The sequence below is a fragment of the Sphingomonas sp. Leaf32 genome, assembly GCF_001421765.1.
Lineage (GTDB): Bacteria > Pseudomonadota > Alphaproteobacteria > Sphingomonadales > Sphingomonadaceae > Sphingomonas.
Window position 1 is genome coordinate 916051 of record NZ_LMLA01000001.1, and the last position, 26811, is coordinate 942861.

A 26811-nucleotide genomic window follows, 5' to 3' on the forward strand; every position below is an offset into this window, starting at 1 on the left:
CGACATGACCAAACTCGTTGCCTGCTTGGCGCGGTTCCCGCGCCTGTGATCTTCTCCCGAGAGGCTTCGTCGGAAGCCACCGACCTGCCCGACACGGGCGCGGGCCATCATGGACCGCGTCAGTCGCTCGCCAAGCTCTCGCTGGGTGCGCTCGGTATCGTGTATGGCGACATCGGCACTTCGCCGCTCTATGCGATGAAGGAGACGTTCGTCGGCCATCACCGGCTGCCGGTCGACCAATTGAACATCTTCGGCGTGGTCAGCCTCGTCTTCTGGTCGCTGATGCTGATCGTGACGTTGAAATACGTCTTCATCATCATGCGCGCCGACAATAATGGCGAGGGCGGCAGCCTGGCGCTGCTGGCGCTGATCCAGCGCAAGAGCGGGGGTGGGCGCTGGACGGCCAGCCTCGTCATACTGGGCGTGCTGGCGACGGCGCTGTTCTTCGGCGACTGCATGATTACGCCCGCCGTGTCGGTGCTGTCGGCGGTCGAGGGGCTGGCGACGGTCAATGCCGGGTTCGATCCGTTCGTGATCCCGATCGCGGTTGTCATCATGATCGCGCTGTTCTGGCTGCAGGCGGTCGGCACGGCCAGCGTGGGTCGGCTGTTCGGTCCGATCATGATCGCCTATTTCGCGACGCTGGTGTTCCTCGGCGTCATCAACATCCTCGAACGTCCGGATATTCTTCAGGCGCTGAACCCGATCTGGGCAGTCCGATTCTTCGCGCAGGACGGCATCATGGCGTTCCTCGCGCTCGGGTCGGTCGTGCTGGCGGTGACCGGTGCAGAGGCGCTCTACGCCGATATGGGCCATTTTGGGCGGCGGCCGATTTCGGTGGCGTGGCTGTACGTCGTCTTCCCCGCGCTGATGCTCAACTATCTGGGGCAGGGAGCGCTGCTGCTCGAAAACCCCGATGCGGCGTCCAACCCGTTCTTCTTCATGGCGTCGGAGGATTTCCGCCTGCCGCTGGTCATCCTCGCCACGCTGGCGACGATCATCGCCAGCCAGGCGGTCATCACCGGGGCCTTCTCGGTCGTGCAGCAGGCGGTGCAGTTGGGCCTGATGCCCCGGCTCCGCATCGAACATACCAGCGCCGATGCGGCGGGACAGATCTACATCCCGGCGGTCAACTGGGCGCTGCTGGTCATGGTCCTGCTGCTGATCTTCGGCTTTCAGGAATCGTCGAACCTTGCCGCCGCCTACGGCATCGCGGTGACGGGGACGATGTTCATCAGCACCTGCATGATCGCGGTGCTGGTCAAGCGGGTGTGGAACTGGCCGGCGGCGGCGGTCGCCGCGTTCATGGCGATCTTCCTGTGCATCGACGGTGCCTATTTCGCGTCGAACCTGACAAAGGTCCCCGATGGTGGGTGGTTCCCGCTGCTGGTCGGCATCGTCGTCTTCGTCCTGCTGACGACCTGGGCCAAGGGGCGCAAGCTGATGATCGAGCGGATGCGCGAGGCCGCGATGCCGATCAAGGTCTTCATCCAGTCGGCCGCCAGCAGCGCGACGCGCGTGCCCGGCACCGCCGTCTTCATGACGTCGACGCCGGAAGGGGTGCCGCACGCGCTGCTTCACAACCTGAAGCACAACAAGGTGCTGCACGAGCGGGTCATCCTGCTGACGGTGAAGATCGCCGACACGCCCTATGTCGATCCGGAGCTTCGCACGAAGAACGAGGATCTGGGGCAGGGCTTCCACCGCATGATCCTGAAATTCGGGTTCATGCAGGACCCCGACGTGCCGGGCGCGCTGAAGGCGGTGGGGTGCTGTGGCGGCGACTTCCGGATGATGGACACCAGCTTCTTCCTCGCGCGGCAGACCCTGTTGCCGTCGTCGCGACCGGGGATGATGATCTGGCGCGAAAAGCTGTTCGCGTGGATGCTTCAGAATTCGGAAAGCGCGATGGAATTCTTCCGCCTGCCGACCAACCGCGTCGTCGAACTGGGCAGCCAGGTGGAGATTTGACGCCGCCCGAACCCGCCCCGATCATCATCACCGCGTTGTTCGGTCATGAGGATCAGGCGTGGTTCGATCGGCAGCGTCGCGCCTATTTCCCGCCCGAACGCAACGTGCTGGCGGCGCACTGCACGATGTTCCACCATCTGGCCCCCGAACTGGCCGCTGAACTCAAGCAGCGGCTGAGCGCGTTGACGCGTGGCGTGCCGGCGCCGGTCGCGCGGGTCGGCGGCCTGATGAACCTCGGCCGGGGCGTCGCCTATCGCATTGAGTCGCCCGATCTCGAATCGGTGCGCGCCGACCTCGCCGATGCGTTCGGGGCGATGCTGACCCCGCAGGACCGCGCGGGTTGGCGCCCGCATGTCACGATCCAGAACAAGGTCGAGCCGTCCGCAGCCAAGGCGTTGCTGGCGGAATTGTTAGTCGGATTCAGCCCGCGTCCGCTGAAAATCGCGGGTCTGGCAAGCTGGTGGTATCGTGGCGGACCGTGGGAAGTATTTTCCCGACACATGTTCGCTTGACCGAAGCGATTCGCGTTCGTATAGGGCCGCCCTCCCCGATGGGGATGCGGCGGGGCGAAGTAGCTCAGTTGGTTAGAGCACGGGAATCATAATCCTGGGGTCGGGGGTTCAAATCCCTCCTTCGCTACCACCCGCCATGGCGTGATCGCCTCTCGGACATGCCCGCTCGGCTCGCCAAATATTCAGGCAGCGTTCAGATAGATCGAACCGATGCGCGCTTCGTTCGTTGATGGTTAACGACATCAGCGAGAGAGGATAGCCGCCATGCCAGTCGTTGCCCAAAACCGTCCCGTCATGATTCCGGCCGATCAGGACCGCCCGCCGCGTATGGCGGGGCTGTTGTACGGATTGCTGCTCGCGATCCCGTTATGGGCCGCGATCCTCGCTGTCGTGCTGTAGGGGCACGAAGGCCAGCCCGGACCGGTTGCGAAGTACCTGACCTTCCCCATGTTGCGTTCGACCCCGCGACCGGCATAGACGTGCCGCTCGCTTCGAACGGAATATGATGTCATGGCTGTTACGCACCACACCCGTATGCTCGTCCTCGGTTCGGGACCGGCGGGCCTTTCCGCCGCGATCTATGGCGCACGGGCGGGCATGGAGCCGATCGTGGTGCAGGGTATCCAGCCCGGCGGCCAGTTGATGACCACGACCGACGTCGAGAATTATCCCGGCTTTCGCGAAGTGGTGCAGGGTCCATGGTTGATGGGGGAGATGCAGGCGCAGGCCGAGCATGTCGGCACCCGGATGATGTGGGACACGATCGTCGACGTCGATGTCAGCCGCCGCCCGTTCCGCCTGACCGGCGATAGTGGTGATGTGTATGAGGGTGAGGTCCTGGTGATCGCCACCGGCGCGCAGGCGCGCTGGCTGGGCCTCGACAGCGAGGAATTGCTGAAGGGCAAGGGCGTGTCGGCCTGCGCGACCTGCGACGGGTTCTTCTATCGCGGCAAGAAGGTCGCGGTGATCGGCGGCGGCAATACCGCGGTCGAAGAGGCGCTGTACCTGACCAACCACAGCGACGACGTGACCATCATCCACCGCCGCGACAGCTTTCGCGCCGAACGCATACTTCAGCAGCGGCTGTTCGCCAGCGACAAGATCAGCGTGCTGTGGAACAAGCAAGTCGAGCGCTTCGTCGGCGGTGGCGATCCTCATGGGCTGATCGGGATCGAGCTGAAGGACACGGTTACCGGCGAATTGTCGATGCTGGAGGTCGATGGCGGGTTCGTGGCGATCGGGCACCACCCGGCAACCGAGCTGTTCCGCGGGCATCTCGCGCTCGATGAGGACGGCTACATCGCGGTCGAAACCGGTTCGACGCGGACCAGCGTGCCCGGTGTCTTCGCGTGCGGCGACGTGATGGACAAGGTTTATCGGCAGGCGGTGACGGCGGCCGGGACCGGCTGCATGGCGGCGTTGGATGCCGAACGCTTTTTGCAGGCGGTGGAGTTTGCCGAGGTGGCTGAAGCAGCCGAGTAGCGGTTGGCCGGGCATGGCGCCCGGCCAACCGCCTTATACGCCCGCGTCGGTCAGGCGGGTTAGCTGTTCGGTGGTGAGCGATAGCTGCCACGCGCCGACCAGCTCTTGCAACTGCTCGACGCTGGTCGCGCTGGCGATCGGGGCCACGACGCCCTCCTGTGCCGCCAGCCATGCCAGCGCGATCTGGGGCAGGGTCGCGCCGGTTTCGGCGGCGACTGCGTCCATCGCAGACAGGACGACAGCACCCTTGCCAGCCAGCAGATCGGCCATTCCGCCGCCACGCACGCTTTTCGACAGATCGGCGGTCGAACGATATTTGCCGGTCAGGAAGCCGGCGGCGAGACCGTAATAGGGCGCAACGCCGATATTGTGTTCGACGCACAAATTCTGCAACTCGCCCTCATATTTGTGGCGGCTGACGAGATTATATTCGGGTTGGAGGACGTGGAAGCGGGGCAGGCCATCCGACGTCGCCAAATCCAGTGCAGATTTCAAACGCATCGCCCGGAAGTTCGACGCACCCAGTACCCGCACCTTTCCGGCGTCGATCAGCCGTCCGAACGCTGCCAGATAATCGGCCTGCGAAGTATCCTCGTCGTCCTGATGCGCATAATACAAGTCGATATGGCCGGTGCCGAGCCTACGCAGCGACGCTTCCGCCGCAGCGACGATGCGGGCCGGCGCCAGCTTTTTGCCACCCTCACCGGGCAGCATCCCGACCTTCGTCGCGATCAACACCCGATCGCGCTTGCCGGACTGGCGCAGCCATTCGCCGATGATCGTTTCCGACTCCCCGCCGCCGTGCCCGTCGACCCAGGCGGAGTAGACGTCGGCGGTATCGATCATCGTGCCGCCCAGATCGACGAAGGCGTCGAGGATGCGGAAACTGGCATCCCTGTCGACGGTCCAGCCGAACACATTGCCGCCCAGGATCATCGGCGGCGTTTCGAGGTCGGTCGCGCCCAGCGTGCGGCGGGGAGTATCGGTCATGGTCGTTCCTTCGGATCGGGGGCGATGGCGTTCGCGTCCAGCGCTGCATTGTCGAGCATCGCCGCAGCGTCGTTCAGCGCCGCCGCCTCGTCCTGCGTCACGCCGCCGGGTGCCGATCGGTCGTCTGATCCGCTGCATCCGGCAAGGAAGAGGGCAGCAAGAAGTAGGGCAGGGCGCATCAATGGTCTCCAAACGAAAAAGGCCGCGCCCCGTTGCGTCGGGACACGGCCTCCTTTCCTAACCGAATGCGATCAGCGTTGCATGTCGCGACCGGCCTTTTCCAGTTCCTGACCGGCTTCGCGCTGGGCGTTGTCGGCTGCTGCATCCGCCTTTGCAGCTCCGCGATCGATTGCTGCACCGGCGCGATCGGTGGCGTTGTCGATCTTGTCGCCCGCACGGTCGGCGGCGTTTTCCGCCGCACCGAAAGCGCGGTCGCCGGCGGTCTTCACATCGCTGACCGCTTCACCCATCGTCGCATTCACGTCGGCGGCAACGGCGTCGGCCGCTTCACCGGTTTCGTTCTGCGCCTTCTGGCTGCAGGCACCGATCGAAAATGCGGCGGCGGCGAGCGGCAGCAGAATGAGCTTCTTCATGGCGGTTTCCCTTCCGTTATGATCGGCGGCACAACGCGCCAGTGCAATCGCGGTTGCATCACGCGCAACGTCGTCACCGAAGTAGATGATCGATTGACCTCATATAAAGATTTCTTTATATCAGTCACCATGGCACCGGCCCTCGATATATTCCGCGCGGCAAGCGACGCCACCCGTCTGCGGGTGATCGGGCTGCTTCGATCGATGGAATTGTCGGTCGGCGAACTGGCGCAAGTGCTCGAACAGAGCCAGCCCCGGGTCAGCCGCCACATCAAAATCCTGTGCGACGCCGGGCTGACGGTCCGCCGCAAGGAAGGGAGTTGGGTGTTCGTCGCACTTGGGCAGCCTGCAGTCGTCGGACCGTTGCTGGCCGCGCTTGACGCCTGGGTCGCGACCGACGATCCGTGGCGTGCCGTCGACAGTGCGCGACTGGCCGAGGTACGCGCCGACCGCGCCACCGCCGCTGCCGCGTGGTTCGAAGCACATGCCGGTGAATGGGATGCGATCCGGTCGCTGCACGTTGCCGAGGAACAGGTCGAGCGGGCGATGCTGGCGGCGTTGGGCACGGCGCGGATCGGACTGCTGGTCGACATCGGCACCGGGACCGGGCGGATGCTCGAGCTGTTCGCGCCGCAGTCGGAGCAGGCGATCGGGATCGACCGTTCGTCGGAAATGCTCCGGTTGGCGCGCGCGAAGCTCACCGAGCGCGGGCTGGATCATGCCGAACTGCGTCAGGCCGATATTCAGGCGTTGCCGTTGGAGGATCGTGCGGCGGACGCGGCGGTGCTGCATCATGTGCTGCATTTCGTCCAGCATCCGGGCGCGGCGATCGCCGAGGCGGCACGGGTGCTGCGACCGGGCGGACGCCTGCTGATCTGCGACTTCGCGCCGCACGAGCGCGAGGAACTGCGGGTACGCGACGCCCATGCGCGGCTCGGCTTTTCCGACGATCAGATGCGCGGATGGTTTGCGGATGCCGGACTGGCGCCGGTGTCGATCGAGACGCTGGGCGGTGGCGAACTGACGGTGAAGCTGTGGATGGCGCGGCGCGCCTACGACGTACAAGAGGTGAAGGCGGCATGACTCCTACCATTTCCGATCTCGAAGAGGCGCGCCGCGCGCTCGACGCGCCGCTGTTCGCCGATCTGGCGGGCGACTGCGCGGTCAGTTTCGAATTCTTTCCGCCCAAAACCGAGAAGATGGAAGCGGCGCTGTGGGAAACCGTGCGCGCGCTCGAACCGCTGGCACCGAAGTTCGTCAGCGTCACCTATGGCGCGGGCGGTTCGACGCGGGAGCGCACCCATGCGACCGTCGCCCGCATCGCGCGTGAGACGTCGATGCCCGCCGCCGCCCATCTGACCTGTGTCGAGGCGAGCCGCGCTGAGATCGATCAGGTCGCGCAGGAATATTGGACGGCCGGCGTCCGCCACATCGTCGCGCTGCGCGGCGATCCGCCGACGATGGGGCAGAAATTCGTCGCCCATCCGGAAGGCTATGAGAATGCCGCGGCGCTGGTGGCCGGGTTGCAGAAGCTGCACCCGTTCGAGATTTCGGTCGCGGCCTATCCCGAATGCCATCCGGATTCGGAGCATCAGGCCGCCGACCTCGACAATCTGAAGCGCAAGATCGATGCGGGCGCGACCCGGGCGATCACGCAATTCTTCTTCACGCCCGAAGCGTTCTTCCGCTTCCGCGACGCGGCGGCCGCTGCCGGCATCCATGCCGATCTGGTGCCCGGCATCCTGCCGGTGTCGAACGTCGCGCAGGTGCGCAAGTTCGCAGGGCTTTGCGGGGCGTCGATCCCGGCATGGATGGATCGCCTGTTCGAAGGGCTGGACGATCATCCCGGCGCGCGCGCACTGGTCGCCGCGACCGTCGCGGCGGAGATGTGCCGCAAGCTGTACGCCGGCGGGGTGCGCGACTTTCATTTCTACACGCTCAACCGCGCCGAACTGTCCTATGCCATCTGCCACCTGCTCGGGCTGCGGCCAAAAGCGAAGCCGGTCGCGGTTGCGGCCTGAGGGGAATGAATATGTCTGATGCCCGTCAACGGCTGAACGCCGAAGCTGCCAAGCGCGTCCTCATCACCGATGGCGCGTTCGGCACCGAAATCCAGAACTGGAAGCTGTCCGAGGCCGATTATGCCGGCGCCCTGACCCTCGGCCATGACCAGAAGGGCAATAACGACATATTGGCGATCACGAAGCCGGAGGTGCCGGAAACGATTACGCGCGCCTATCTCGACGCCGGGTCGGACATCGTGTCGACCAATACGTTCAGCGCGAACCTTATCAGCCAGGCCGATTATGGTGCCGAGGCGCTGGTCGCCGACATCAATATCGAGAGCGCGAAGATCGCCCGCCGCCTCGCCGACGACTATGCCGCGCGCGACGGCCGCCCGCGTTTCGTGGCGGGCGCGATCGGGCCGACCAACAAGACGTTGTCGCTCAGCCCGGACGTCAACGATCCCGGCTATCGCGAAATCGATTTCGATTACCTGAAGGGCGTGTACCGCGAACAGATCGATGCGCTGGTCACAGGCGGTATCGACTTCGTGTTGATTGAGACGGTGTTCGATACGCTCAACGCCAAGGCCGGGGTGCTGGCGGCGATCGAGGCGGGGCAGGCGCTGGGCCGTGACCTGCCGATCATGCTGTCGATGACGCTGACCGACCTGTCGGGCCGCAACCTGTCGGGTCACACCGTCGAGGCGTTCTGGCACGCGATCCGCCATGCCAAGCCGGTGACGATCGGGCTGAACTGTTCGTTCGGCGCGGAACAGCTGCGCCCGCATGTGAAGGTGCTGAGCGACATCTGCGACACGCTCATCATGGTCTATCCCAATGCCGGGCTGCCCAACGAACTGGGCGCCTATGACGAGGCGCCGGCGACGACCGCAGCACTGGTCGGCGACTGGGCCGACCATGGGCAGGTGAACGTGCTGGGCGGCTGCTGCGGCTCCACGCCGGCGCATATCAAGGCGATGGCAGAGCGGGTGCGGGGGATCGCCCCGCGCAAGGTGCCGGACGTGGCGGTCCAGACGCGTCTTGCCGGGCTGGAACCGTTCACGATGGCGGCGTAAAGGCCGCGAAAAGATCCTCCCCGGCACGGGGAGGGGGACCATGCGCAGCATGGTGGAGGGGGGTCTCCACCATCGCCATCGTTTCATTTGTGGAGACCCCCCTCCACCACCGCCTGTCGGCGGCGGTCCCCCTCCCCGTGCCGGGGAGGATCGGAAGATATAGATGACCAACGCCTCGACCAATTTCGTCAATATCGGCGAACGCACCAACGTGACCGGATCGGCCCGCTTCAAGAAGCTGGTGATGGCGGGCGACTATGCCGCCGCGGTCGAGGTCGCGCTGCAGCAGGTCGAAAGCGGGGCGCAGGTCCTCGACGTCAACATGGACGAGGGGCTGCTCGACGCGCACCACGCGATGACGACGTTCCTGAAGCTGATCCAGGCCGAGCCCGACATCGCCCGCATCCCGGTGATGGTCGACAGCTCGAAATGGGACGTGATCGAGGCGGGGCTGAAGTGCGTCAGCGGCAAGCCGATCGTGAACTCGATCAGCATGAAGGAGGGCGAGGAAGCGTTCCTGCACCACGCCCGCATCTGCATGAACTATGGCGCGGCGGTCGTCGTGATGGCGTTCGACGAAGTCGGGCAGGCCGATACGCAGGCGCGCAAGGTCGAAATCTGCTCGCGCGCCTACGACCTGCTGATGACCATCGGCTTTCCGCCCGAGGACATCATCTTCGACCCGAATATCTTCGCGGTGGCGACGGGGATCGAGGAGCATAACAACTATGGCGTCGACTTCATCGAGGCGTGCCGGGAGATCAAGGCGCGTTGTCCGCATTGCCATATCTCCGGCGGGCTATCGAACCTGTCATTCAGCTTTCGCGGCAACGAACCGGTCCGCCGGGCGATGCACTCGATCTTCCTCTATCACGCCATCCCGGCGGGGATGGACATGGGAATCGTCAATGCCGGGCAGCTCGACGTGTATGACACGATCGATCCCGAACTGCGCACCGCCTGCGAGGATGTGATCCTCAACCGCGACGCGCAAGCCACCGACCGGCTGATCGCGCTGGCCGAGAAGTACAAGGGCACAGACGCGGTCGCCGAGAAAGCGGCGGCGGAATGGCGCTCGCTCCCCGTCGTCAAGCGGCTGGAATATGCGCTGGTCAAGGGCATCGACGCGCATGTCGTCGACGATACTGAGGAATGCCGCCAGCAATTTGCACGCCCGATCGAGGTGATCGAAGGCCCGCTGATGGACGGGATGAACGTGGTCGGCGACCTGTTCGGATCGGGCAAGATGTTTCTGCCGCAGGTGGTCAAGTCCGCGCGCGTGATGAAGAAGGCGGTCGCGCATCTGCTGCCCTTCATCGAGGCGGCAAAGGAGCCGGGCGCCAAGGGCAAGGGCAAGATCATCATGGCGACCGTCAAGGGCGACGTGCATGACATCGGCAAGAACATCGTTGGCGTCGTCCTGCAATGCAACGGCTTCGACGTGGTCGACCTGGGCGTGATGGTGCCGTGGACGAAGATTCTGGAGGCCGCGAACGAGAACGACGCCGACATGATCGGCCTGTCGGGCCTTATCACCCCGTCGCTGGACGAGATGGTGACCGTCGCCGAGGAGATGAAGCGCGCGGGCATGACCATGCCGCTGCTGATCGGCGGGGCGACGACGTCGAAGGTCCATACCGCGTTGCGCATCTCGCCCGCCTATGACGGGCCGATCGTCCATGTCCTCGACGCGAGCCGGGCGGTGGGCGTGGCGACGACGCTGGTCAGCGATACCGGCCGCGATGCCTATGTCGAGCAGGTCGCGGCAGAATATGAGGCGGTGCGCGTTGCCCGCGCGGGCAAGGGGCAAAGCGACCTCGCCCCCATCGCCGAAGCACGCGCCAATGCCTTCGTGGTCGATTTCGCGCAGAAGCCGGCTGCACCCGCCAAGCCGGGACGGCATGTGTTCGAAGACTGGGACCTGGCCGACCTGCGCGACTATATCGACTGGACGCCGTTCTTCCGCGCGTGGGAACTGGCGGGCAATTTTCCCGCGATCCTGACCGACGCGGTGGTCGGCGAAAGCGCCACCTCGCTGTTCGAGGATGCGCAGGCGATGCTCGACCGGATCATAGCCGAGAAGTGGCTGACGGCACGCGGCGTCGCGGCGCTGTGGCACTGCCGGCGCGATGGCGACGACGTGATCCTCGATGTGCCTGCCGAACAGCTGGAACCGGCGATGGAGGCGGGCCGGGTCTCGCCGCTGTCGGGTGTGCCGCACGATTTCGCGACGCCGATGCAGACGACCCACGCCACCCATGCGATCCGGATGCCGTTCCTGCGCCAGCAGGTGAAGAAGCGGGAAGGCCGCGCGAACATGTGTCTCGCCGACTTCGTCGATCCGGCGGGTGACTGGATGGGCGGCTTCGCGGTCGGCATCCACGGCATCGACCCGCATATCGCGCGGTTCAAGGTCGAGAACGACGATTACCAAGACATATTGCTGAAGGCGCTGGCCGACCGGCTGGCCGAGGCGTTCGCCGAACGGCTGCACCATCATGTCCGCACCGACCTATGGGGCTATGCACCGGACGAGCAGCTGACCAACGAGGCGATGATCCGCGAACAATATCGTGGCATCCGCCCGGCGCCGGGCTATCCGGCCTGTCCCGATCACAGCCAGAAGCCGATCCTGTTCGACATGCTGGGCGCAACGGAAGCCACCGGCATCACGCTGACCGACAGCTTCGCGATGCTGCCGACGGCGGCGGTATCGGGCTTCTACTTCGGTCATCCCGACAGCGCCTATTTCGGCGTGGCGCGGATCGGGCGGGATCAACTGGAGGACTATGCCACGCGGCGCGGGGTGAGCATCGAACAGGCCGAACGCTGGCTGCGGCCTAATCTCGACTAAGCGCATCCAGCAGGCGATCGCGGAGCCAGTCCGCGTCGCCGGGGCGGGCAAAACTGTGGCTGTCGCTGTCGCGCCGATGCACGGTGGCAGGCTGGCGAGGGTGCCATGTGTCGAGAAAGGCGATGGCGGTGTTGTCGCCGGTCGCCAGCAGGATATCGGCAGGGGTTCCGCCAAAGGCGGCGGCGAAGGCTCCGCTCAGACCGGACTGGCCCCGTCGTGAGGTGGCCAATGTCACCAAGCCCTGTGCAAGACGGCGGAGGTTGACGCCGCCGGTCGCAAGCCGCTTCCATTCGGCGGGTGACGACAGCCGCGCGGCATAGGTCGCGCGGATCGCCGCCGGCGGGGGCAGGTCTCCGGACGGCTCGACGATCCACGGATTGGCAAGGACCAGCCGATTGATGCCGGCCTGCCCATGGAACAGCGCCAGCGCGGTCGCGGCATCGCAATTGCCGAAGGCGACGATCCGCGTGACGCCGGCCTGATCGCGCAGCGCGGCGGCGGCGGCGGCGATGTCGGGCGCGCTGGACCGGAAGCCTTCGTTAGTGCCGGTCGAATCGCCGATGCCGCGCCGATCGAAGCGCAGCACCGGATGACCGGCGGCGGCGATGGCGGCCGCCAGCAGTGCCTGTCCGCGATGCGCGCCGATGCGCAATTCGTTGCCGCCCGAAACGATCAGCAGCCCGGTCGTCCCCGGCGCGGCGTCTAGCGTGCCCGCCAGCGTCTCGCCCATGCAGGGAAAGGTCACCAGCCTACGCACGCGCGGCTCCATGCGGCGAGGTCGTCGGCAAGCTGTTCGGCGAGCGCCGGATCGTCGCCTGGCTCGGCGCGACGCCATAATGGCGCGGCGTCGATCCGCAGGTCGGCATCCGCGGGATCGGTGCCGAGGCGGACGATGCGGCGGGGATGGGTGTCTGCGGGCACCGCGCCGTCGAGTTCGTCGAGCAGTACGGTGGCGATGCGGTTGCCGCCGACCTCCACGACCTTCGTGCTTCGGTCGATCCTGGCCGGGCGGGCGATGCGGGAAAGTTCGCGGACCAGCGCGGCTCCGGTTTGCGGGGCGAGCTGCCACCGGCCGGCGAGGTCGGCGTCGCTGTCGAACAGCGCCCCGGCGCGGATCGACGCTCCGATCACCGGGCGATCGGTCGCGTCCACCAGCGCGGTGATGGCGGCGCGCCAGTCGGCGAGCGTCGCGGCTTCCGTCGGCAGCAGGCTCTCCCCCTGCCCGGGCAGGTCGGGCAGGAGCGAAGCGATCCCGCGTATCGCCAGCGCGCGCAACAGCCCGACCGCGAAGGTCCGGGTGCGGTTCGCCTCCTCGAACGGGGGCAGCAGCAGCAGCAGCGCGACCGGACCGGTATCGGGACCGAAGCGCCATAGCGCCTCGTGCCCGCCGGGCCAGTCGTAGCGGTCGATCAAGCGGGAACCTTGGCGCGGGCGAAGGCGACCAGCGAACCGAACGTCTCCATCGTGTCGCCGTCGATGTCATCATCTTCGATCAGGATGCCGAGGCGATCCTCCATCTCGGTCAGGACACCGGCGACCGCCATCGAATCGAGTTCGGGCAGCGCGCCGAATAGCGGCGTCGCGTCATCGAACGCCGCCGCGCGTTCATCGGACAGGCCGAGCACGTCGCGCAACACCGCGCGGACCGTTGCCTCGATCGAACCCAAACCTGCCTGGATCACCTGGATACTCCCCTGTTTGGCCGGGGGTTTAGGGGTTGTTCGGGATGCTGCCAAGCGCGCTTCGTCACCCCGGATCAAGTCCGGGCGACGGGGTTGGGTAGGATCAGCCGCACGCCTTCATATATCCTCCGATCGCTGCGTGCCCCCTGTATCCGCCACCCGATCGGCGCTAGGACGCGGCAATGGAAATCCCGCCTGCCCGGACAATCGATCACCTGCCCTTGATGGGCGCGGTCGATGCTCCGGCGCTGATCGACCGGGAGGGCATCGTGACCTTCGCCGCGCTGGAGTCGGCGGTCGCGCGAATGGCGGGGGGATTGCTGGCGCTCGATCTCGAACCGGGTGCGCGGGTGGCGACGTGGCTGCCCAAGACGCGGGCCGCGTGCCTGATGCCGCTGGCGGCGGCGCGTGCCGGATTGGTGCATGTACCGGTCAACCCGGCGCTGAAGCGCGCGCAGGTCGCGCATATCCTTTCGGATAGTGGCGCGGCGGTGCTGGTGACGCAGACCGCGCGGATGGCCGCGCTGGAGCCGGGCGATGTGCCGGACGGGTGTCGGGTGCTGACCGAGGCTCCGGACGGTGATGCGGCTGAGGCAACCGAGCGCGATCCGAGCGCGCTGGCGGCGATCCTCTACACTTCCGGATCTACCGGGCGGCCCAAGGGGGTGATGCTGTCCCATGCGAATCTGTGGCTGGGGGCGGTGTCGGTCGCGCGCTATCTGAAACTGTCGGCAGAAGACCGGGTGCTGGCGGTGCTGCCGCTCAGCTTCGATTACGGGCAGAACCAGCTTTTCTCGACCTGGGCGGCCGGCGGGGCGGTGGTCCCGCTCGATTACCTGACCGCGCGCGACGTGGTGAAGGCGGTCGAGCGGTTCGAGGTGACGACGCTGGCGGGGCTGCCGCCGCTGTGGACGCAGTTGCTGGAGGCGGACTGGCCGGCGGAGACGGCGGCGCGGCTCCGGCGGCTGACCAATTCGGGCGGGGCGCTGACGCCGCGCATGGTGCGGGGCTTGCGCGGACGCTTCGCCGGGGCCGACCTGTACGCGATGTACGGGCTGACCGAGGCGTTCCGGTCGACCTATCTCGACCCCGCGCTGATCGATGCGAACCCCGACGCGATCGGGTCGGCGATCCCCTTTGCCGAGGTGGCGGTAGTGCGCGCCGATGGCAGTCGCGCCGATGCCGGGGAACCGGGCGAGCTGGTCCATGCCGGGCCGCTGGTCGCGCAGGGCTATTGGCGGGATGCCGAGCGGACGGCGGCGCGGTTTCGTGCCGCCCCAATGTGGATGGCGAGCGGTGGCATGGCGGTGTGGTCGGGCGATACGGCGGCGCTGGGTGAGGACGGACTGCTGCGCTTCGTCGGTCGCGATGACGAGATGATGAAGGTGGCGGGCAATCGCATCAGCCCGACCGAGGTGGAGGAAGCGGTGCTGGCGGGCGGCGAAGTGGCGGAGGCGGTCGCGGTCGGCCTGCCCGACGAACGGCAGGGGCAGGCGATCACGGTGGTGGCGCGCGGGTCGGTCGCGGATGCGGAGGCGCTGGTGCGCGCGCGGCTGCGGCGGGAACTGCCGAGTTTCCAGCAGCCGTCTTATTATGTCTGGGTCGACGCGCTGCCGCGCAATGCCAATGGCAAGCTGGACCGGGTGGCGGTGCGCGCGCTGGCCGAAGCTGCGGTGCGGTCGTGAAGCCGGTCGGACCGATCCCGGCGGGCTTTGCCGGACAGTCGCGGTTGACGGTGGGCGGGGTGGACTTCGCCAAATTGCTGGAGCGGGCGGGCGACACCCCGGCGTTCCTGTATGACGGCAGCGCGATGGCGGTGCGGGTAGCGCGGTTGCGCGCGGCGCTCCCCCCGCAGGTACGGGTACATTACGCGATCAAGGCCAATCCCTACCCCCCGCTTCTGTCGGCGATGGCAGGGCTGGTCGACGGGCTGGACGTGGCGTCGGGCGGGGAACTGGCGATGGCGCTGACGGTCAAACCGGCGGCGGCGATCAGCTTTGCCGGGCCGGGCAAGCGCGACGACGAACTGTCGGCGGCGATCACGGCCGGCGCGACGCTGCATGTGGAGTCCGAGGGCGAGGCCGATCGGGCGCTGGCGATCGGCGATCGGCTGGGGCTGATCCCGAGCATCGCGGTGCGGGTGAACCCCGATTTCGAACTGCGCGGGTCGGGGATGCGGATGGGCGGGCGCGCCTCGCCGTTCGGCATCGATGCGGTGCGGGTGCCGGCGCTGGTGCGACGGCTGGTCGCGACCGGGGCGGACTGGCATGGTTTCCATATCTTCGCCGGTTCGCAGACGCTGGACAGCGCGGCGATCATCGACGCGCAGGCGGCGACGCTGGCGCTGGCCGGACGGCTGGCGGAGGAGGCGGGTGCGGTGCCGGCGTTCGTCAATCTGGGCGGTGGGTTCGGCATCCCCTATTTCGCTGGCGATGCGGCCGTGGACGTCGAGCGGATCGGGCAGGCGTTGGGCGAGGCGCTGGATCGGCGGGGCGCGGTGCTGGCCGATACCGGCTTCGCGGTGGAACTGGGCCGGTGGCTGGTCGGCGAGGCGGGGGTGTACTGCACCCGCGTCATTGATGTGAAGGAGAGCGGCGGCGAGACCTTCGTGGTGGTGGACGGCGGGCTGCATCATCAACTGGCGGCGAGCGGCAATTTCGGGACGGTCGTGCGGCGCAACTATCCGGTGGCGGTGGCGGAGCGGATGGACGGCGCGCCGGCGATGACCGCGTCGGTGGTCGGGTGCCTGTGCACCCCGCTCGACCGGCTGGCCGACCGGGTGGTGCTGCCCGAGGTCGCCGTCGGCGACACGATCGTGCTGTTTCAGGCGGGGGCATATGGCGCGACAGCCAGTCCCGCTGCGTTTCTGGGCCATCCGCCGGCGCGCGAGGTCTTCGTCGCGGCCAGTGAATAGCGTCAGGGAATCCCGTAATGGTGCGCCGCACGGGAATTGGGGCTATACTCAACCCTATCTTTACCCCTTTGACAGCATAGCAGGGGCAGTCCTGCGCAGTCCCGATGCGGCTGCGCTCGTTCGGAACGAGGTAATGTAATGCGTCGCTGGCATGGTTTGGGAACGGGTGTGGCGTTGACGGCCTTGCTGGGCGGGTGCGCCGGGGGGGCGACGCGCCCCGAACTGCCGCCCGCCGCGTTCGTGCAGGCGAAGGAAGCACCGGGCGAGGCCTATGTCATCGGGCCACTCGACCAGTTGAACATCTTCGTCTGGCGCAACCCCGAACTATCCACCAAGGTCCAGGTGCGCCCCGACGGGCGGATCACCACGCCACTCATCAACGACATGCCCGCCACCGGCAAGACGCCGGCGATGCTGGCCGACGACCTGAAGCTGGCGCTGGGCGAGTATGTGAAGGACCCGTTGGTTTCGGTGATCGTCGAGAATTTCTCGGGCACGTTCAGCCAGCAGGTGCGCGTGGTCGGCGCGACGGAGAAGCCCGCGGCGATCCCGTATCGCGCCAACATGACGCTGCTCGACGCGATGATCGCGGTCGGGGGCCTCAATCAATATGCGTCGGGCAACCGTGCGCGGCTGGTGCGGTACGATCGGGCGACGGGCAAGCAGTCGGAGTTCGGGTTGCGGATTTCCAGCCTGCTCAAGAACGGCGACTCCAGTGCGAACGTGAAGTTGCAGCCGGGCGACGTCATCATCATCCCAGAGAGCATGTTCTGAAATGGACGGGCTGTATGACGAACTGAAGCTGATCCTCCACGCGATCTGGCAGCGGCGCTGGATCGCGCTGGGCGTCGCGTGGGTGGTGTGCCTGGGCGGCTGGCTGGCGGTGAGCCAGATCCCGAACAGCTATCAATCGACCGCGCGGGTCATGGTGCAGATGCGGCAGGTGCTGCCCGGTGCCGAGGCGGCCGTCGCACAGAACGACCAGGCTAAGAATATTGACCGCATCCGCCAGACGCTGACCTCGGCGGTGAATCTGGAAAAGGTCGTGCGCGGCACGTCGCTCAACGAAACGGTCGCGAACGACCGTGACGTGGCGGACCGGATCGCGTCGCTCCAGAACGCGATCAAGCTGACGCAGCAGCAGGACAATCTGTTCGAGATTTCGGCGACGTCGGGTAATCCGAAGGTCGCGCGCGAGGTCGTGCAGAAGATGATCGACATCTTCGTGCAGGACAATCTGGCCAGCGACCGCGACGCGACGGTGCAGTCGCTGCGCTTCCTCGACCAGCAGCTTTCGCAACGGCAGAAACAGCTGGCCGATGCCGAGGCGCGGCGACAGGCGTTTCAGGCGCAATATATGGCGATGCTGCCCGGCACCGGTTCGCTCGACGACCGGATGTCGAACGCCCGCAGTGAACTGGCGCAGATCGACGGCGATCTGGCAGCGGCACAGACCAGTTTGGGCGCCGCCAATGCGCAGATGGCGGGCACGGCGGCGACGCTGCCCGGATCGGCGGGCACGGCGATGGTCGGGCCGGCGCGTGCGCGGCTGAACGCGATCGAGGGGCAGATTGCCGAGGGACGCAGCCGTGGCTGGACCGATCAGCATCCCGACATGGTGGCGCTCAATCGCCAGCTGGCGTCGGCACGCGCGGCGGCGCGGGGCGAGAGCGGGGGCGTCAGCGGCGGGACCGCTGCGTCGGCCAACCCGTTCTACCTGCAATTGCGCGCGACGCAGGCCGACCGGCAGGCGCGGGTGGCCGAGTTGCAGCAGCGCAAGAACCAGATCGAAAGCCAGCTGAACGGGTTGCAGGCGAAGATTTCCGCCGATCCGCAGGCGGCGGCGCAGCAGTCCCAGCTCGACCGCGATATCGGCTCGCTGAAACAGCAATATGACTCGCTGTTCCAGGATCGCGAACAGGTGCGGCTGCGCAGCAGCGTGCAGACCGACACCGATGCGGTTAAGTTCAACGTCATCGATCCTCCGACCCAGCCGAGCAAGCCGACCGCGCCCAACCGGCCGCTGTTGCTGCTGGGCGTGCTGATCGTCGGCATCGGTGCGGGCGTTGCGCTGGCGTTCGCACTGAGCAAATTGAAGACGAGCTTTGCCACCGCGCAGAAGTTGGAGAAGATCAGCGGAATGCCGGTGCTGGGATCGATCGGCGAGGTCGTGACCGATGCAGTCCGCAGCGAACGCAAGCGGCGGTTGAAGCTGTTCGCCGGTGGTGCGGGCGCGCTGATGGCGGCATTCGTGCTGTTGCTGGGGCTGGAATTCGCCCAACGCGGGCTGGTGGCGTGAGTGGGGATGACAAGGTGAACGACCAATCGCACCGGGCCATGCGCGCATCGTTGCTGGAGCGCGCGGCGGATCGCTGGCAGCTGGGGCCAAAGCCCGACTTGCCACCGGTCGCCATGCCCGACCTGCCGCCCCCGCCGCCGATCGCCGTGTCGAATGCAAAGGCACCCCCGCGCAAGATGCCGTCGGCCCGCATCCGTCCGGTCGATCCGGCGCGGATCGATCGCGATATGCTGGCCGAGGCGGGGATGCTGGTGCCCGGCGGTCCGGTGACTGCGCTGGCCGAGGAGTTCCGGCTGGTGAAGCGCCAGTTGCTGACCACCGCCGCCGACATCGAAAAGTGCGATCCCGACGCCGCGCGCATGATCCTGGTGTGTTCGGCGCAGCCGGGCGACGGCAAGACGTTCTGCGCGATCAACCTGGCCTTGTCGCTCGCAGCCGAACGTGACCTGCAGATCCTGCTGGTCGATGCCGATTTCCCGAAGCCCGACATTCTCGACCGGCTGGGCCTGCCCGCAAGCAAGGGCCTGCTCGACGCGCTGGGTGATCCGGCGATCGATGTCGAGGAACTGGTGATACCGACCGACGTGCCGCAGCTGTCGGTGCTGCCGGCGGGCAAGCGGACCAATGCCGACACCGAATTGCTGCGCAGCGACCATGCGCAGGACGTGATGCAGCGGTTGCTGACCGCCGATCCGGACCGGATCGTCATCTTCGATTCGCCACCCGCGCTGGCTGCGTCGCCGGCAGCGGTGCTGGCGTCGCTGGTCGGGCAGACGGTGCTGGTGGTGCGCGCGGACCGCAGCAGCGAATCGGACCTGCGCGAAGCGGTGGCGCTGCTGGACGGATGCGACGACATCCAGCTGCTGCTGAACGCCACGACCTACCGCGCCGAGGGTGCGCGGTTCGGCTATTACGGACAGGAGCAGGAATGATGCGCTGGCTGGCCCTGCCGGTAGCGGTCGCGGCGTCGGCAAGCCCGGCGCTGGCACAGCGGATCGAAATATCGCCCTATGTCGAGGCGGGACAGGTCCTGCTGGCCGACCTGAACGATGGCGATGTCGTGACCTATACCCAGCTGACCGCCGGGGTCGACGCAACGATCACGACCCAGCGGGTGCAGGTACAGGCCAATTACCAGTATCAGCGCCTGATCGACTGGGGCGACGACTTCGGCAATGGCGAGGTGCATTCGGGTCTGGCGCGCGCAAATGTGCAGATCACGCGCTGGCTGAACCTGGAGGGTGGCGCGATCGCCACGCGGGCGCAGGGCGACACGCGGGGCGGCGGGTTCGGGCCGCTGGTCAATGCCAGCAACGTCAACACCGCGCAGGTATACGGCCTGTATGCCGGGCCGAGCGTCAATACGCGGGTGGGACCCTTCGCGGTCAACGGCACCTATCAGTTCGGCTATGTGAAGGCGGAGACGCCGGGCGTCGTCGACCTGGCACCGGGTCAGCGGCGGCTGGACTATTATGACGAGGCGACCAGCCATCTGGTGATGGGCAGCGCCGGCACGCGCGCGGGCACGTTGCTGCCGATCGGGTTCACCGTGTCGGGTGCGTGGGTTCGTGAGGATGCCGGACAGCTCGACCAGCGGTTCGAGGGTGCGTACGGCCGGGTCGATGCGGTGCTGCCGATCACGCCGACCCTCGCGGCGGTCGGTGGCGTCGGGTACGAAAAGATCGAGGTGACGCAGCGCGATCCGCTGCTCGATGCGCAGAATATCCCGGTGACCGACGGCGCGGGGCGGTTCGTCACCGATCCGGCTTCGGCGCCGCGTATCGCCTATGACACCGACGGCATCATCTGGGACGCGGGCGTGTTGTGGCGGCCTTCCCCACGCACCGCGCTGGAGGCGCGGCTGGGGCGGCGGTACGGGTCGATGAGCTATACCGGGTCGCTGCAATGGCAGGTCAGCCCGGCATCGGCGGTGCAGGTCGGCGTCTATGACAGCGTGACGACGTTCGGGCGGCAACTTACCGGATCGCTGTCGCAGCTGCCGATCAACTATATCGGCGGCGAGGACCCGTTCGGCGCGCGCTATGGCGGGTGCGTGTTCGGCGGCGGCGTGACGCCGGAGGGCGCGTCGAATGCCGGCGGCTGCCTGACCCCCGTATTTCAGTCGGTCAGCGCCGCGACGTTCCGGGCGCAGGGCATCGACGCGGTCTATTCGATCACGCGCGGGCCGACCCGGCTGGGGCTGGGCGCGGGCTATGCCAGCCGGCGCTATTATATTCCGCCGGTGCCGGGAGCGGTCATCTATCGCTCGCGCGACGAAAGCTATTATGTCCAGGGCTTCGGCCAATGGGCGCTCGACAGCCGGTCGTCGATCAGCGCCGACCTGTATGCGAACTACTTCGCCAGCGGGATCGAGGGCGGGCTGGACGCATGGGGCGGCGGCGCGCAGGGCGGCTATTATCGCAGCTTCGGCCGCGCCTATGGCAGCCTGACCGCCGGGGTGTACGGCTATGACGTCGAACGCAGCCAGTCGGACCTGATCGCGCAGGCGTTGCTGGCGGTGGGGTTCCGGTTCTAGGGAAAGATAGCGCACGCCGCCGAGGGCGGCGTGGCGTCGTGCAAGCCCTGCCCGGCATGAACGGTTCGCATTACAACCCGTGCTGATATAAACGAACATTCAACCGATTGGCGGGTACAAGCCCTCCATTGGAGACGATGATGTACGACAACCATTATGGCCTGACCGGTCGCCCGTTCCAGTTGACGCCCGATCCGGCATTCTGGTTCGACACCGCCACGCACCGCAAGGCGATGGCGTATCTGGGCTATGGGTTGAGCCAGGGCGAAGGCTTCATCGTCATCACCGGCGATCCGGGCACGGGCAAGACGACGCTGCTCGGCCACCTGATGCAGACGATCGATCCGGAACGGCTGAACGTCATTCGCATCGTTACGACGCAGATCGAGGCGGACGACCTGTTGCGGCTGGTCGCGGCGGGTCTCGACGTCGATCATCACGGCCTGACCAAGGCGCAGTTGCTGGAGGGGATCGAGCGCGGGCTGCACAATGTAGCGCGGTCGGGGCGGCGCACGCTGCTGGTGATCGACGAAGCGCAGTCGCTGCCGGTGGCGTCGATCGAAGAATTGCGGATGCTGTCCAATTTCCAGGCGGGGGGATATGCGCTGTTGCAGATCTTCCTGCTGGGCCAGCCCGAGTTCCGCCAGCGGCTGCACGGCTCGGACCGGTTGGAGCAGCTACGCCAGCGGGTGATCGCGATGCACCATCTCGACCCGATGGGCGTCGAGGAGGTAGGGCCGTATCTGGAACATCGCCTGGGCGTGGTCGGATGGACCGGCAGCCCGAGCTTCAGCATGGATGCGCTGGCCGCGCTGCATCGCTGGTCGGGCGGTGTGCCGCGCCGGCTGAACCAGCTGGCCGGACGCGTGCTGCTGTATGGCGCGATCGAGGGGATCGAGCAGTTCGGGTCGCTGGATGTTGAGCAGGTGATCGATGATCTGGACGGCGACGGCATGGGCACCACGGCGCCCGAACCCTCCCCGCCGGCACGTGTCGAGGCGGCTCCGGTTGCCGAGGCGATGCCGATCGTCGATGCCGATCCGTTGCCGATGACCCCGCCGCCGCCGCCTATGCCGCCGCGCCCGATCCATCTGTCAGTGGTCGATGCGCCGAGCTGGACCGCGCCGGTCGTCGGTGCGCCCGTACCCGCGACGGTCGATACCGCCGATCGGGACGCGCTGGTGGCGCGGATCGCAGCGCTGGAGGAACGGCTGGAAGATCAGGATGCGGCGTTGCGTCGGGTGCTGACGCTGCTGGTCGACTGGGTGGAGGGCGAGCAACGTCGCCCCGACCTGTCGTCGATCCGCGCTGCCGGCTGAACGAACAATGCCCTTGCCCATGCGCAACGCGATGTCGGTCGATGTCGAGGACTGGTTCCAGGTCGGCGCGTTCGAGACGGTGATCGACCGGGGCGACTGGGATACGCTCGAATGCCGGGTGGAGGCGAATACCGACGCGGTGCTCGACCTGTTCGCGGCGAGCGGCGTCAAGGCTACGTTCTTTACGCTGGGTTGGGTGGCGCATCGCTTTCCGGCCCTGATGCGGCGGATCGTGGACGGCGGGCATGAACTGGCGAGCCATGGCTGGGACCACAAGCGCGTCTTTACCTTCACCGCGGAAGCGTTCCGTGCTGATCTGGCGCGGGCGAAGGCGGCGCTGGAGGATGCTGGAGGGCAGGCGGTGACCGGATACCGTGCGCCCAGTTTCTCGATCGATCGGCGGACGCCGTGGGCGCATGAAGTGCTGGCGGAGGAAGGCTATGCCTATTCCTCTTCGGTCGCGCCGGTGGTCCATGACCATTATGGCTGGACCGATGCGCCGCGCGTCCTGCACCGGCCGGTGGCGGGGTCGGACCTGATCGAATGGCCGATCACCTTGGCGAAGGTGCTGGGGCGCGAAGTGTCGGCGGGGGGCGGGTTCTTCCGCCTGTTGCCGAACCGGGTGGTCGAGGATGCGGTGGTGCGCAGCAACGACAAGGACGCGCACCCGGCGATGTTCTATTTCCATCCGTGGGAGATCGATCCCGGCCAGCCACGGGTGCGTAATGCACCGCTGAAATCGAAGGTCCGGCATTATTCGCGGCTGGGGGCGATGGCGGGCAAGCTCGAACGGCTGATGGCGAACCACGACTGGGGCCGGGCCGACCGGATCGTCGCCGAGCGCGCGGCGGCGTTGTGACCGTCATCCGGCGGGCCGATCTGGCCGATGCGGCGGAACGCGCGCGGATCGAAGCGTTCGTGGCCGCCCACCCGGACGGCACGCCGTTCCACCTGCCCGTCTGGGGCGAGGCCACGGCAGCAGGGTGCAGGCAGAATTTCCGGATGCTGCTGGCCGAGGCCGGTGGTGAATTGGTGGGCCTCGTCCCGTTGACTCATGTTCGGTCGCCCCTGTTCGGGGCGGCGTTGGTGTCGACCGGGTTTGGGGTGGGCGGCGGCGTGCTGGCGACCGATCCGGCGGCGGGCGCGGCGCTGGCGGTGGCGGCGGTCGAGGTGGCGCGGGAGCTGCGCTGTCCGACGATCGAGATGCGGGGTGGCGTTCCGATTGAAGGTAAGGGCTGGACATGGGACGATACCCGCTATGTCGGCTTCGTTCGTCCTCTGGCGGTCGACGACGATGCCGAACTGCTGGCGATTCCGCGCAAGCAGCGCGCCGACGTGCGCAAGGCGCTGGCCGAGCCGTTCGAGATCGCCATCGGGCGCGACCGGGCGGCGCTGGCCGAACATTTCCGGGTCTATGGGACATCGGTGCGCAATCTCGGCACACCGGTCTTTCCGCGTGCGCTGTTCGCCGAGGTGATCGCGCGGTTCGGTGAGGATGCCGATGTGCTGACCGTGCGCCATGGGGGCCAGGCGGTGGCGAGCGTGCTGTCGGTCTATTGGCGCGGCACGGTCTATCCCTATTGGGGCGGCGGCACGGCGGCGGCGCGGGGGCTGCGCGCCAATGAGCGGATGTATTTCGAACTGATGCGCCATGCCCGCGCCAAAGGCTGTACCGCGTTCGATTTCGGTCGGTCGAAGGTCGGCACCGGCCCTGCGGCATACAAGAAGAACTGGGGCTTCGTCGGGGAGCCGCTCGGCTATCCGACCTGGACGGCGGATGGCGCGGCACCGCGCGATGCCAGCCCGCTCAACCCCAAATACCGGCTGAAGATCGCGGCGTGGCAGAAGCTGCCGGTCGCGGTCGCCAACCGCGTCGGGCCGTTCATCGCGAAGGGGCTGGGGTGAGCGACATCCTGTTCCTCGCCCACCGCGTTTCCTATCCCCCCGACCGTGGCGACAAGGTACGCAGCCACCATGTGATGCGGCACCTGTCGACGCTGGGGCGGGTGCATCTGGCGACCTTTGCCGACGATCCACGCGACATGGGGCATGAGGGGGCGTTGGGGCAGTGGTGCGCCAGCGTGCAGGTATTGCCCCGGACCAAGGGCAATGCGCGGGCGGCAGTCGAGGCGCTGGCAAGCGGGCGGACGGTGTCGGAGGCGGCGTTCGACAGTGCGGCCATGCGGGCTACGGTCGCCGAACTGCTGGCCGAGCGGCGCTATGATGCGGTCTATGTCTATTCGGGGCAGATGGCGCAGTATGTGCCCGCCGACCTGCCGTTCGTAATGGATTTCGTCGACATGGATTCGGCGAAGTTCGCCGCTTATGCCGAGGATGCGCGCGGGCCGATGCGCTGGGTGATGCGGCGCGAGGCTACGAAGCTCGCCGCGTTCGAGGCGGTGGTCGCGGGCCGGGCGCGGGCGTCGCTGCTGGTGAGCGAGGCGGAGGCCGATCTGTTTCGGCGGATGTCGGGCGCCGGGCGGGTCCATGCCATCGAAAACGGGATCGACACCGCCTTTTTCGACCCCGCTGGGGTGGTGCCGGTCGAGCAGGCCGGGCCGCTGATCGTGTTCACCGGACAGATGGATTATCGGCCCAATGTCGAGGCCGTCCGCTGGTTCGTGAGCGAGGTGCTGCCGCTGATCCCCGACGCGCGCTTCGCGATCGTCGGGCGCAGTCCGACCCCCGCCGTCCGCGCGCTGGAAAGCGAGCGGGTGATCGTGACCGGCGAGGTCGCCGACGTGCGCGGCTGGATCGCGGCGGCGGCGGTGGTCGTCGCGCCGCTGCTGCTGGCGCGGGGCATCCAGAACAAGGTGCTGGAAGCGATGGCGATGGCGCGGCCGGTGGTTGCTTCGGTCGCCGCTGCCGAGGGGATCGATCACAACGGGACGATTGGCATTGCCGGCGATGCGGCGGGGTTTGCCAAGGAAATCCGCGAAGTTCTGGCCGATCCGGCGGCGGCGAGCGCCTTGGGACAGGCGGCCCGCGCGCGGACGATCGAGCGGTACGGATGGGACGCCCGGCTGGCTCCGCTGGCCGGACTGCTGGGACTGGCATGAACAGCATGGCGCTCGACCGGTTGGGGATGGTGGCGGACCCGGCGTGGCGACGGACGCTGGCAGCGCTCGGCGCGATCTGGGCGGCGCTGCTGGCAATCTTTCACCGCGATGCGGCGGGCATGGCCGATATCTGGTGGAACTCGACCACCTATGGCCATTGCCTGTTCGTGGTGCCGATCATCGGCTGGCTGATGTGGCAACGGCGGCAGGAACTGGCGCAACTCGCACCCGAAGGGTGGTGGCCGGGCATCGCCATCGTCGCGGGCGGCGGTGCGGTGTGGCTGGTCGGCGAAGCGGCGGCGGTCGCGCTGTTCCGTCACGTCGGACTGGTCGCGATGTTGCAGGGGGCGGTCGTCACCCTGCTGGGCGCGCGGGTGGCACGGGGCATTGCCTTTCCGCTGGCGTACATGGTCTTCCTCGTGCCGTTCGGCGATTTCCTCGAACCGTGGCTGCAATCGGCGACGGTGTCGTTGACGATGCCGCTCCTCCATCTGCTGGGCGTGCCGGCGGCGGTCGATGGCGTGCTCATCACCATCCCCAACGGCTATTTCGAAGTGGCGGAGGCGTGTTCGGGATCGAAGTTCGTCATCGCCATGGTCGCCTACGGCGCGCTGGTCGCCAATGTCTGCTACGTCGCATGGCGGCGTCGGGTGGCGTTCATGGTGCTGGCGCTGGTGGTGCCGGTGATCGCCAATGGCATCCGCGCGGCGGGGACGATCTATGCCGCGCACCTGACCTCGGTCGAGGCGGCGACCGGGTTCGACCACATCGTCTATGGCTGGGTCTTTTTCGCATTGACCATGGCCGGGGTGCTGGCGATTGGCTGGCGCTGGTTCGACCGCGATCCCGATGCGGCGTGGTTCAACGTGGCGACGGTGCGGGAGATGCCCATGCGCGCCGCCGACAGCACGCTGGCCGCAGCGGCGGTGCTGGCGGTCGCAGTCGGCTTTGCCGGATGGGGCTGGATCGTCGACCGGCGGGCGCAGCCATTGCCGGCGCATATCGAATTGCCGCAGGTGCCGGGGTGGCGGCGTGTGGCGGTCGATGGCGAACCGTGGGTCCCGAACTTTCCGGGCGCTGACCATTTCCTGATCGGACGCTATGGGGATGCACGGGGGCGCAGCGTCGACATGATCGTCGCGGTCTATGGTTCGCAGGGCGAGGGGCATGAATTGGTAGGGTTCGGGACAGGCGCGATCCGCGAGAACGACCGCTGGGTACGGATCGCCGATACCGCGCCGATCGCGGGCAGCGCGTCGCTGCGCATGGCCGCGCCCGGCCCGGTCGAGCGCGAGGTCGCGACCTGGTATCGCATCGGATCGGTGACCACCGGCAGCGCCGACCGCGTGAAGCTGGAAACGCTGAAGGCCAAGCTGCTGGGCGGGCCGCAGCGTGGGGTCGCGGTGCTGCTGTCGGCGCGCAGGGACGGGCAGGACCCGCGACAGGCGATTGCCGATTTCGTGGCGGCGGCGGGGCCGGTCGATGTGATCGCCGACCATGCGGCGGGGATGCGCTGAG

The 26811-nt window shown here is 67.2% G+C and carries 24 protein-coding genes and 1 tRNA gene; 19 read left to right on the forward strand and 6 right to left on the reverse strand.

Annotation, left to right across the window (positions count from 1 at the left end):
- Positions 1-45: 45 nt before the first annotated feature.
- The 4 genes from ASE83_RS04375 to trxB all read left to right on the forward strand — a co-directional run bounded on the left by ASE83_RS04375 (position 46) and on the right by trxB (position 3965).
- Complete coding sequence (locus ASE83_RS04375) at positions 46-1971, forward strand: potassium transporter Kup (RefSeq protein ID WP_443024305.1); 1926 nt, start codon at positions 46-48, stop codon at positions 1969-1971.
- Positions 1968-2483 carry a 2'-5' RNA ligase family protein gene (locus ASE83_RS04380; protein ID WP_055784142.1) on the forward strand — a complete coding sequence of 172 codons (516 nt, stop codon included), beginning with the start codon at positions 1968-1970 and terminating at the stop codon, positions 2481-2483. Before ASE83_RS04375 ends, ASE83_RS04380 begins: the two co-directional genes overlap by 4 nt.
- 53 nt (positions 2484-2536) lie before the next feature.
- Positions 2537-2613 (forward strand) — tRNA-Met (locus ASE83_RS04385).
- Positions 2614-2993: 380 nt separating this feature from the next.
- Positions 2994-3965 carry a thioredoxin-disulfide reductase gene (gene trxB / locus ASE83_RS04390; RefSeq protein ID WP_235512971.1) on the forward strand — a complete coding sequence of 324 codons (972 nt, stop codon included), beginning with the start codon at positions 2994-2996 and terminating at the stop codon, positions 3963-3965.
- Positions 3966-3998: 33 nt separating this feature from the next.
- Here trxB and ASE83_RS04395 read toward each other — a convergent pair whose 3' ends face one another.
- The 3 genes from ASE83_RS04395 to ASE83_RS04400 form a co-directional block, all read right to left on the reverse strand.
- Positions 3999-4955 (reverse strand): aldo/keto reductase, encoded by a 957-nt coding sequence (locus tag ASE83_RS04395; protein ID WP_055784146.1) that lies wholly within the window; start codon positions 4953-4955, stop codon positions 3999-4001.
- A complete protein-coding gene (locus ASE83_RS18040; protein ID WP_082443064.1) occupies positions 4952-5134 on the reverse strand; it encodes a hypothetical protein in 183 nt (60 codons plus the stop codon). Before ASE83_RS18040 ends, ASE83_RS04395 begins: the two co-directional genes overlap by 4 nt.
- Positions 5135-5206: 72 nt before the next feature.
- Positions 5207-5548 (reverse strand): hypothetical protein, encoded by a 342-nt coding sequence (locus ASE83_RS04400; protein ID WP_082443065.1) that lies wholly within the window; start codon positions 5546-5548, stop codon positions 5207-5209.
- A gap of 129 nt (positions 5549-5677) precedes the next feature.
- Here ASE83_RS04400 and ASE83_RS04405 point away from each other — a divergent pair, with 129 nt between their 5' ends.
- The 4 genes from ASE83_RS04405 to metH all read left to right on the forward strand — a co-directional run bounded on the left by ASE83_RS04405 (position 5678) and on the right by metH (position 11484).
- A complete protein-coding gene (locus ASE83_RS04405) occupies positions 5678-6631 on the forward strand; it encodes an ArsR/SmtB family transcription factor (RefSeq protein ID WP_055784148.1) in 954 nt (317 codons plus the stop codon).
- On the forward strand, positions 6628-7569 hold the full coding sequence (gene metF, locus ASE83_RS04410; protein WP_055784150.1) for a methylenetetrahydrofolate reductase [NAD(P)H]: 942 nt from the start codon (positions 6628-6630) through the stop codon (positions 7567-7569). The genes ASE83_RS04405 and metF overlap by 4 nt, the downstream gene beginning before the upstream one ends.
- Positions 7570-7580: 11 nt before the next feature.
- Positions 7581-8630, forward strand: coding sequence for a homocysteine S-methyltransferase family protein (locus ASE83_RS04415; protein WP_156352633.1), 1050 nt, complete (start codon positions 7581-7583; stop codon positions 8628-8630).
- Between the two features lie 163 nt (positions 8631-8793).
- On the forward strand, positions 8794-11484 hold the full coding sequence (metH, locus tag ASE83_RS04420) for a methionine synthase (protein WP_055784154.1): 2691 nt from the start codon (positions 8794-8796) through the stop codon (positions 11482-11484).
- On the opposite strand, the gene ASE83_RS04425 is transcribed toward metH, so the two are convergent.
- The 3 genes from ASE83_RS04425 to ASE83_RS04435 are packed head-to-tail and all read right to left on the reverse strand — an operon-like array spanning position 11471 to position 13166.
- Positions 11471-12241, reverse strand: coding sequence for a hydrolase 1, exosortase A system-associated (locus ASE83_RS04425; RefSeq protein ID WP_055784518.1), 771 nt, complete (start codon positions 12239-12241; stop codon positions 11471-11473). The genes metH and ASE83_RS04425 overlap by 14 nt on opposite strands.
- Positions 12226-12897, reverse strand: coding sequence for an alpha/beta hydrolase (locus tag ASE83_RS04430; RefSeq protein ID WP_055784156.1), 672 nt, complete (start codon positions 12895-12897; stop codon positions 12226-12228). The genes ASE83_RS04425 and ASE83_RS04430 overlap by 16 nt, the downstream gene beginning before the upstream one ends.
- The gene (locus ASE83_RS04435) at positions 12894-13166 is read right to left on the reverse strand and encodes an acyl carrier protein (protein ID WP_055784158.1); all 273 of its coding nucleotides are present in this window, start codon (positions 13164-13166) and stop codon (positions 12894-12896) included. Before ASE83_RS04435 ends, ASE83_RS04430 begins: the two co-directional genes overlap by 4 nt.
- Before the next feature lie 182 nt (positions 13167-13348).
- On the opposite strand from ASE83_RS04435, the gene ASE83_RS04440 reads away from it, so the two are divergent.
- The 11 genes from ASE83_RS04440 to xrtA all read left to right on the forward strand — a co-directional run bounded on the left by ASE83_RS04440 (position 13349) and on the right by xrtA (position 26810).
- Positions 13349-14851 carry an acyl-CoA ligase (AMP-forming), exosortase A system-associated gene (locus ASE83_RS04440; RefSeq protein ID WP_055784159.1) on the forward strand — a complete coding sequence of 501 codons (1503 nt, stop codon included), beginning with the start codon at positions 13349-13351 and terminating at the stop codon, positions 14849-14851.
- The gene (locus tag ASE83_RS04445) at positions 14848-16080 is read left to right on the forward strand and encodes a pyridoxal-dependent decarboxylase, exosortase A system-associated (RefSeq protein WP_055784161.1); all 1233 of its coding nucleotides are present in this window, start codon (positions 14848-14850) and stop codon (positions 16078-16080) included. The genes ASE83_RS04440 and ASE83_RS04445 overlap by 4 nt, the downstream gene beginning before the upstream one ends.
- A gap of 138 nt (positions 16081-16218) precedes the next feature.
- A complete protein-coding gene (locus tag ASE83_RS04450) occupies positions 16219-16854 on the forward strand; it encodes an XrtA/PEP-CTERM system exopolysaccharide export protein (protein WP_055784162.1) in 636 nt (211 codons plus the stop codon).
- 1 nt (position 16855) lies between these two features.
- Positions 16856-18379 carry an XrtA system polysaccharide chain length determinant gene (locus tag ASE83_RS04455; protein WP_055784164.1) on the forward strand — a complete coding sequence of 508 codons (1524 nt, stop codon included), beginning with the start codon at positions 16856-16858 and terminating at the stop codon, positions 18377-18379.
- A gap of 38 nt (positions 18380-18417) precedes the next feature.
- Positions 18418-19311: an AAA family ATPase gene (locus tag ASE83_RS04460; protein WP_055784167.1), complete on the forward strand. Its 894-nt coding sequence runs from the start codon at positions 18418-18420 to the stop codon at positions 19309-19311.
- Positions 19308-20915, forward strand: coding sequence for a hypothetical protein (locus ASE83_RS04465; protein ID WP_055784169.1), 1608 nt, complete (start codon positions 19308-19310; stop codon positions 20913-20915). The genes ASE83_RS04460 and ASE83_RS04465 overlap by 4 nt, the downstream gene beginning before the upstream one ends.
- A gap of 140 nt (positions 20916-21055) precedes the next feature.
- On the forward strand, positions 21056-22234 hold the full coding sequence (locus ASE83_RS04470; RefSeq protein ID WP_055784171.1) for an ExeA family protein: 1179 nt from the start codon (positions 21056-21058) through the stop codon (positions 22232-22234).
- A 19-nt stretch (positions 22235-22253) separates the two neighbouring features.
- Entirely contained in the window at positions 22254-23093 is an 840-nt protein-coding gene (locus tag ASE83_RS04475) for an XrtA system polysaccharide deacetylase (protein ID WP_082443066.1), read from the forward strand.
- Complete coding sequence (locus ASE83_RS04480; protein ID WP_055784175.1) at positions 23090-24139, forward strand: FemAB family XrtA/PEP-CTERM system-associated protein; 1050 nt, start codon at positions 23090-23092, stop codon at positions 24137-24139. The genes ASE83_RS04475 and ASE83_RS04480 overlap by 4 nt, the downstream gene beginning before the upstream one ends.
- On the forward strand, positions 24136-25293 hold the full coding sequence (locus tag ASE83_RS04485) for a TIGR03087 family PEP-CTERM/XrtA system glycosyltransferase (protein ID WP_055784177.1): 1158 nt from the start codon (positions 24136-24138) through the stop codon (positions 25291-25293). The genes ASE83_RS04480 and ASE83_RS04485 overlap by 4 nt, the downstream gene beginning before the upstream one ends.
- Positions 25290-26810 (forward strand): exosortase A, encoded by a 1521-nt coding sequence (gene xrtA, locus ASE83_RS04490; RefSeq protein ID WP_055784179.1) that lies wholly within the window; start codon positions 25290-25292, stop codon positions 26808-26810. The genes ASE83_RS04485 and xrtA overlap by 4 nt, the downstream gene beginning before the upstream one ends.
- The last annotated feature ends 1 nt before the right edge of the window (position 26811 follow it).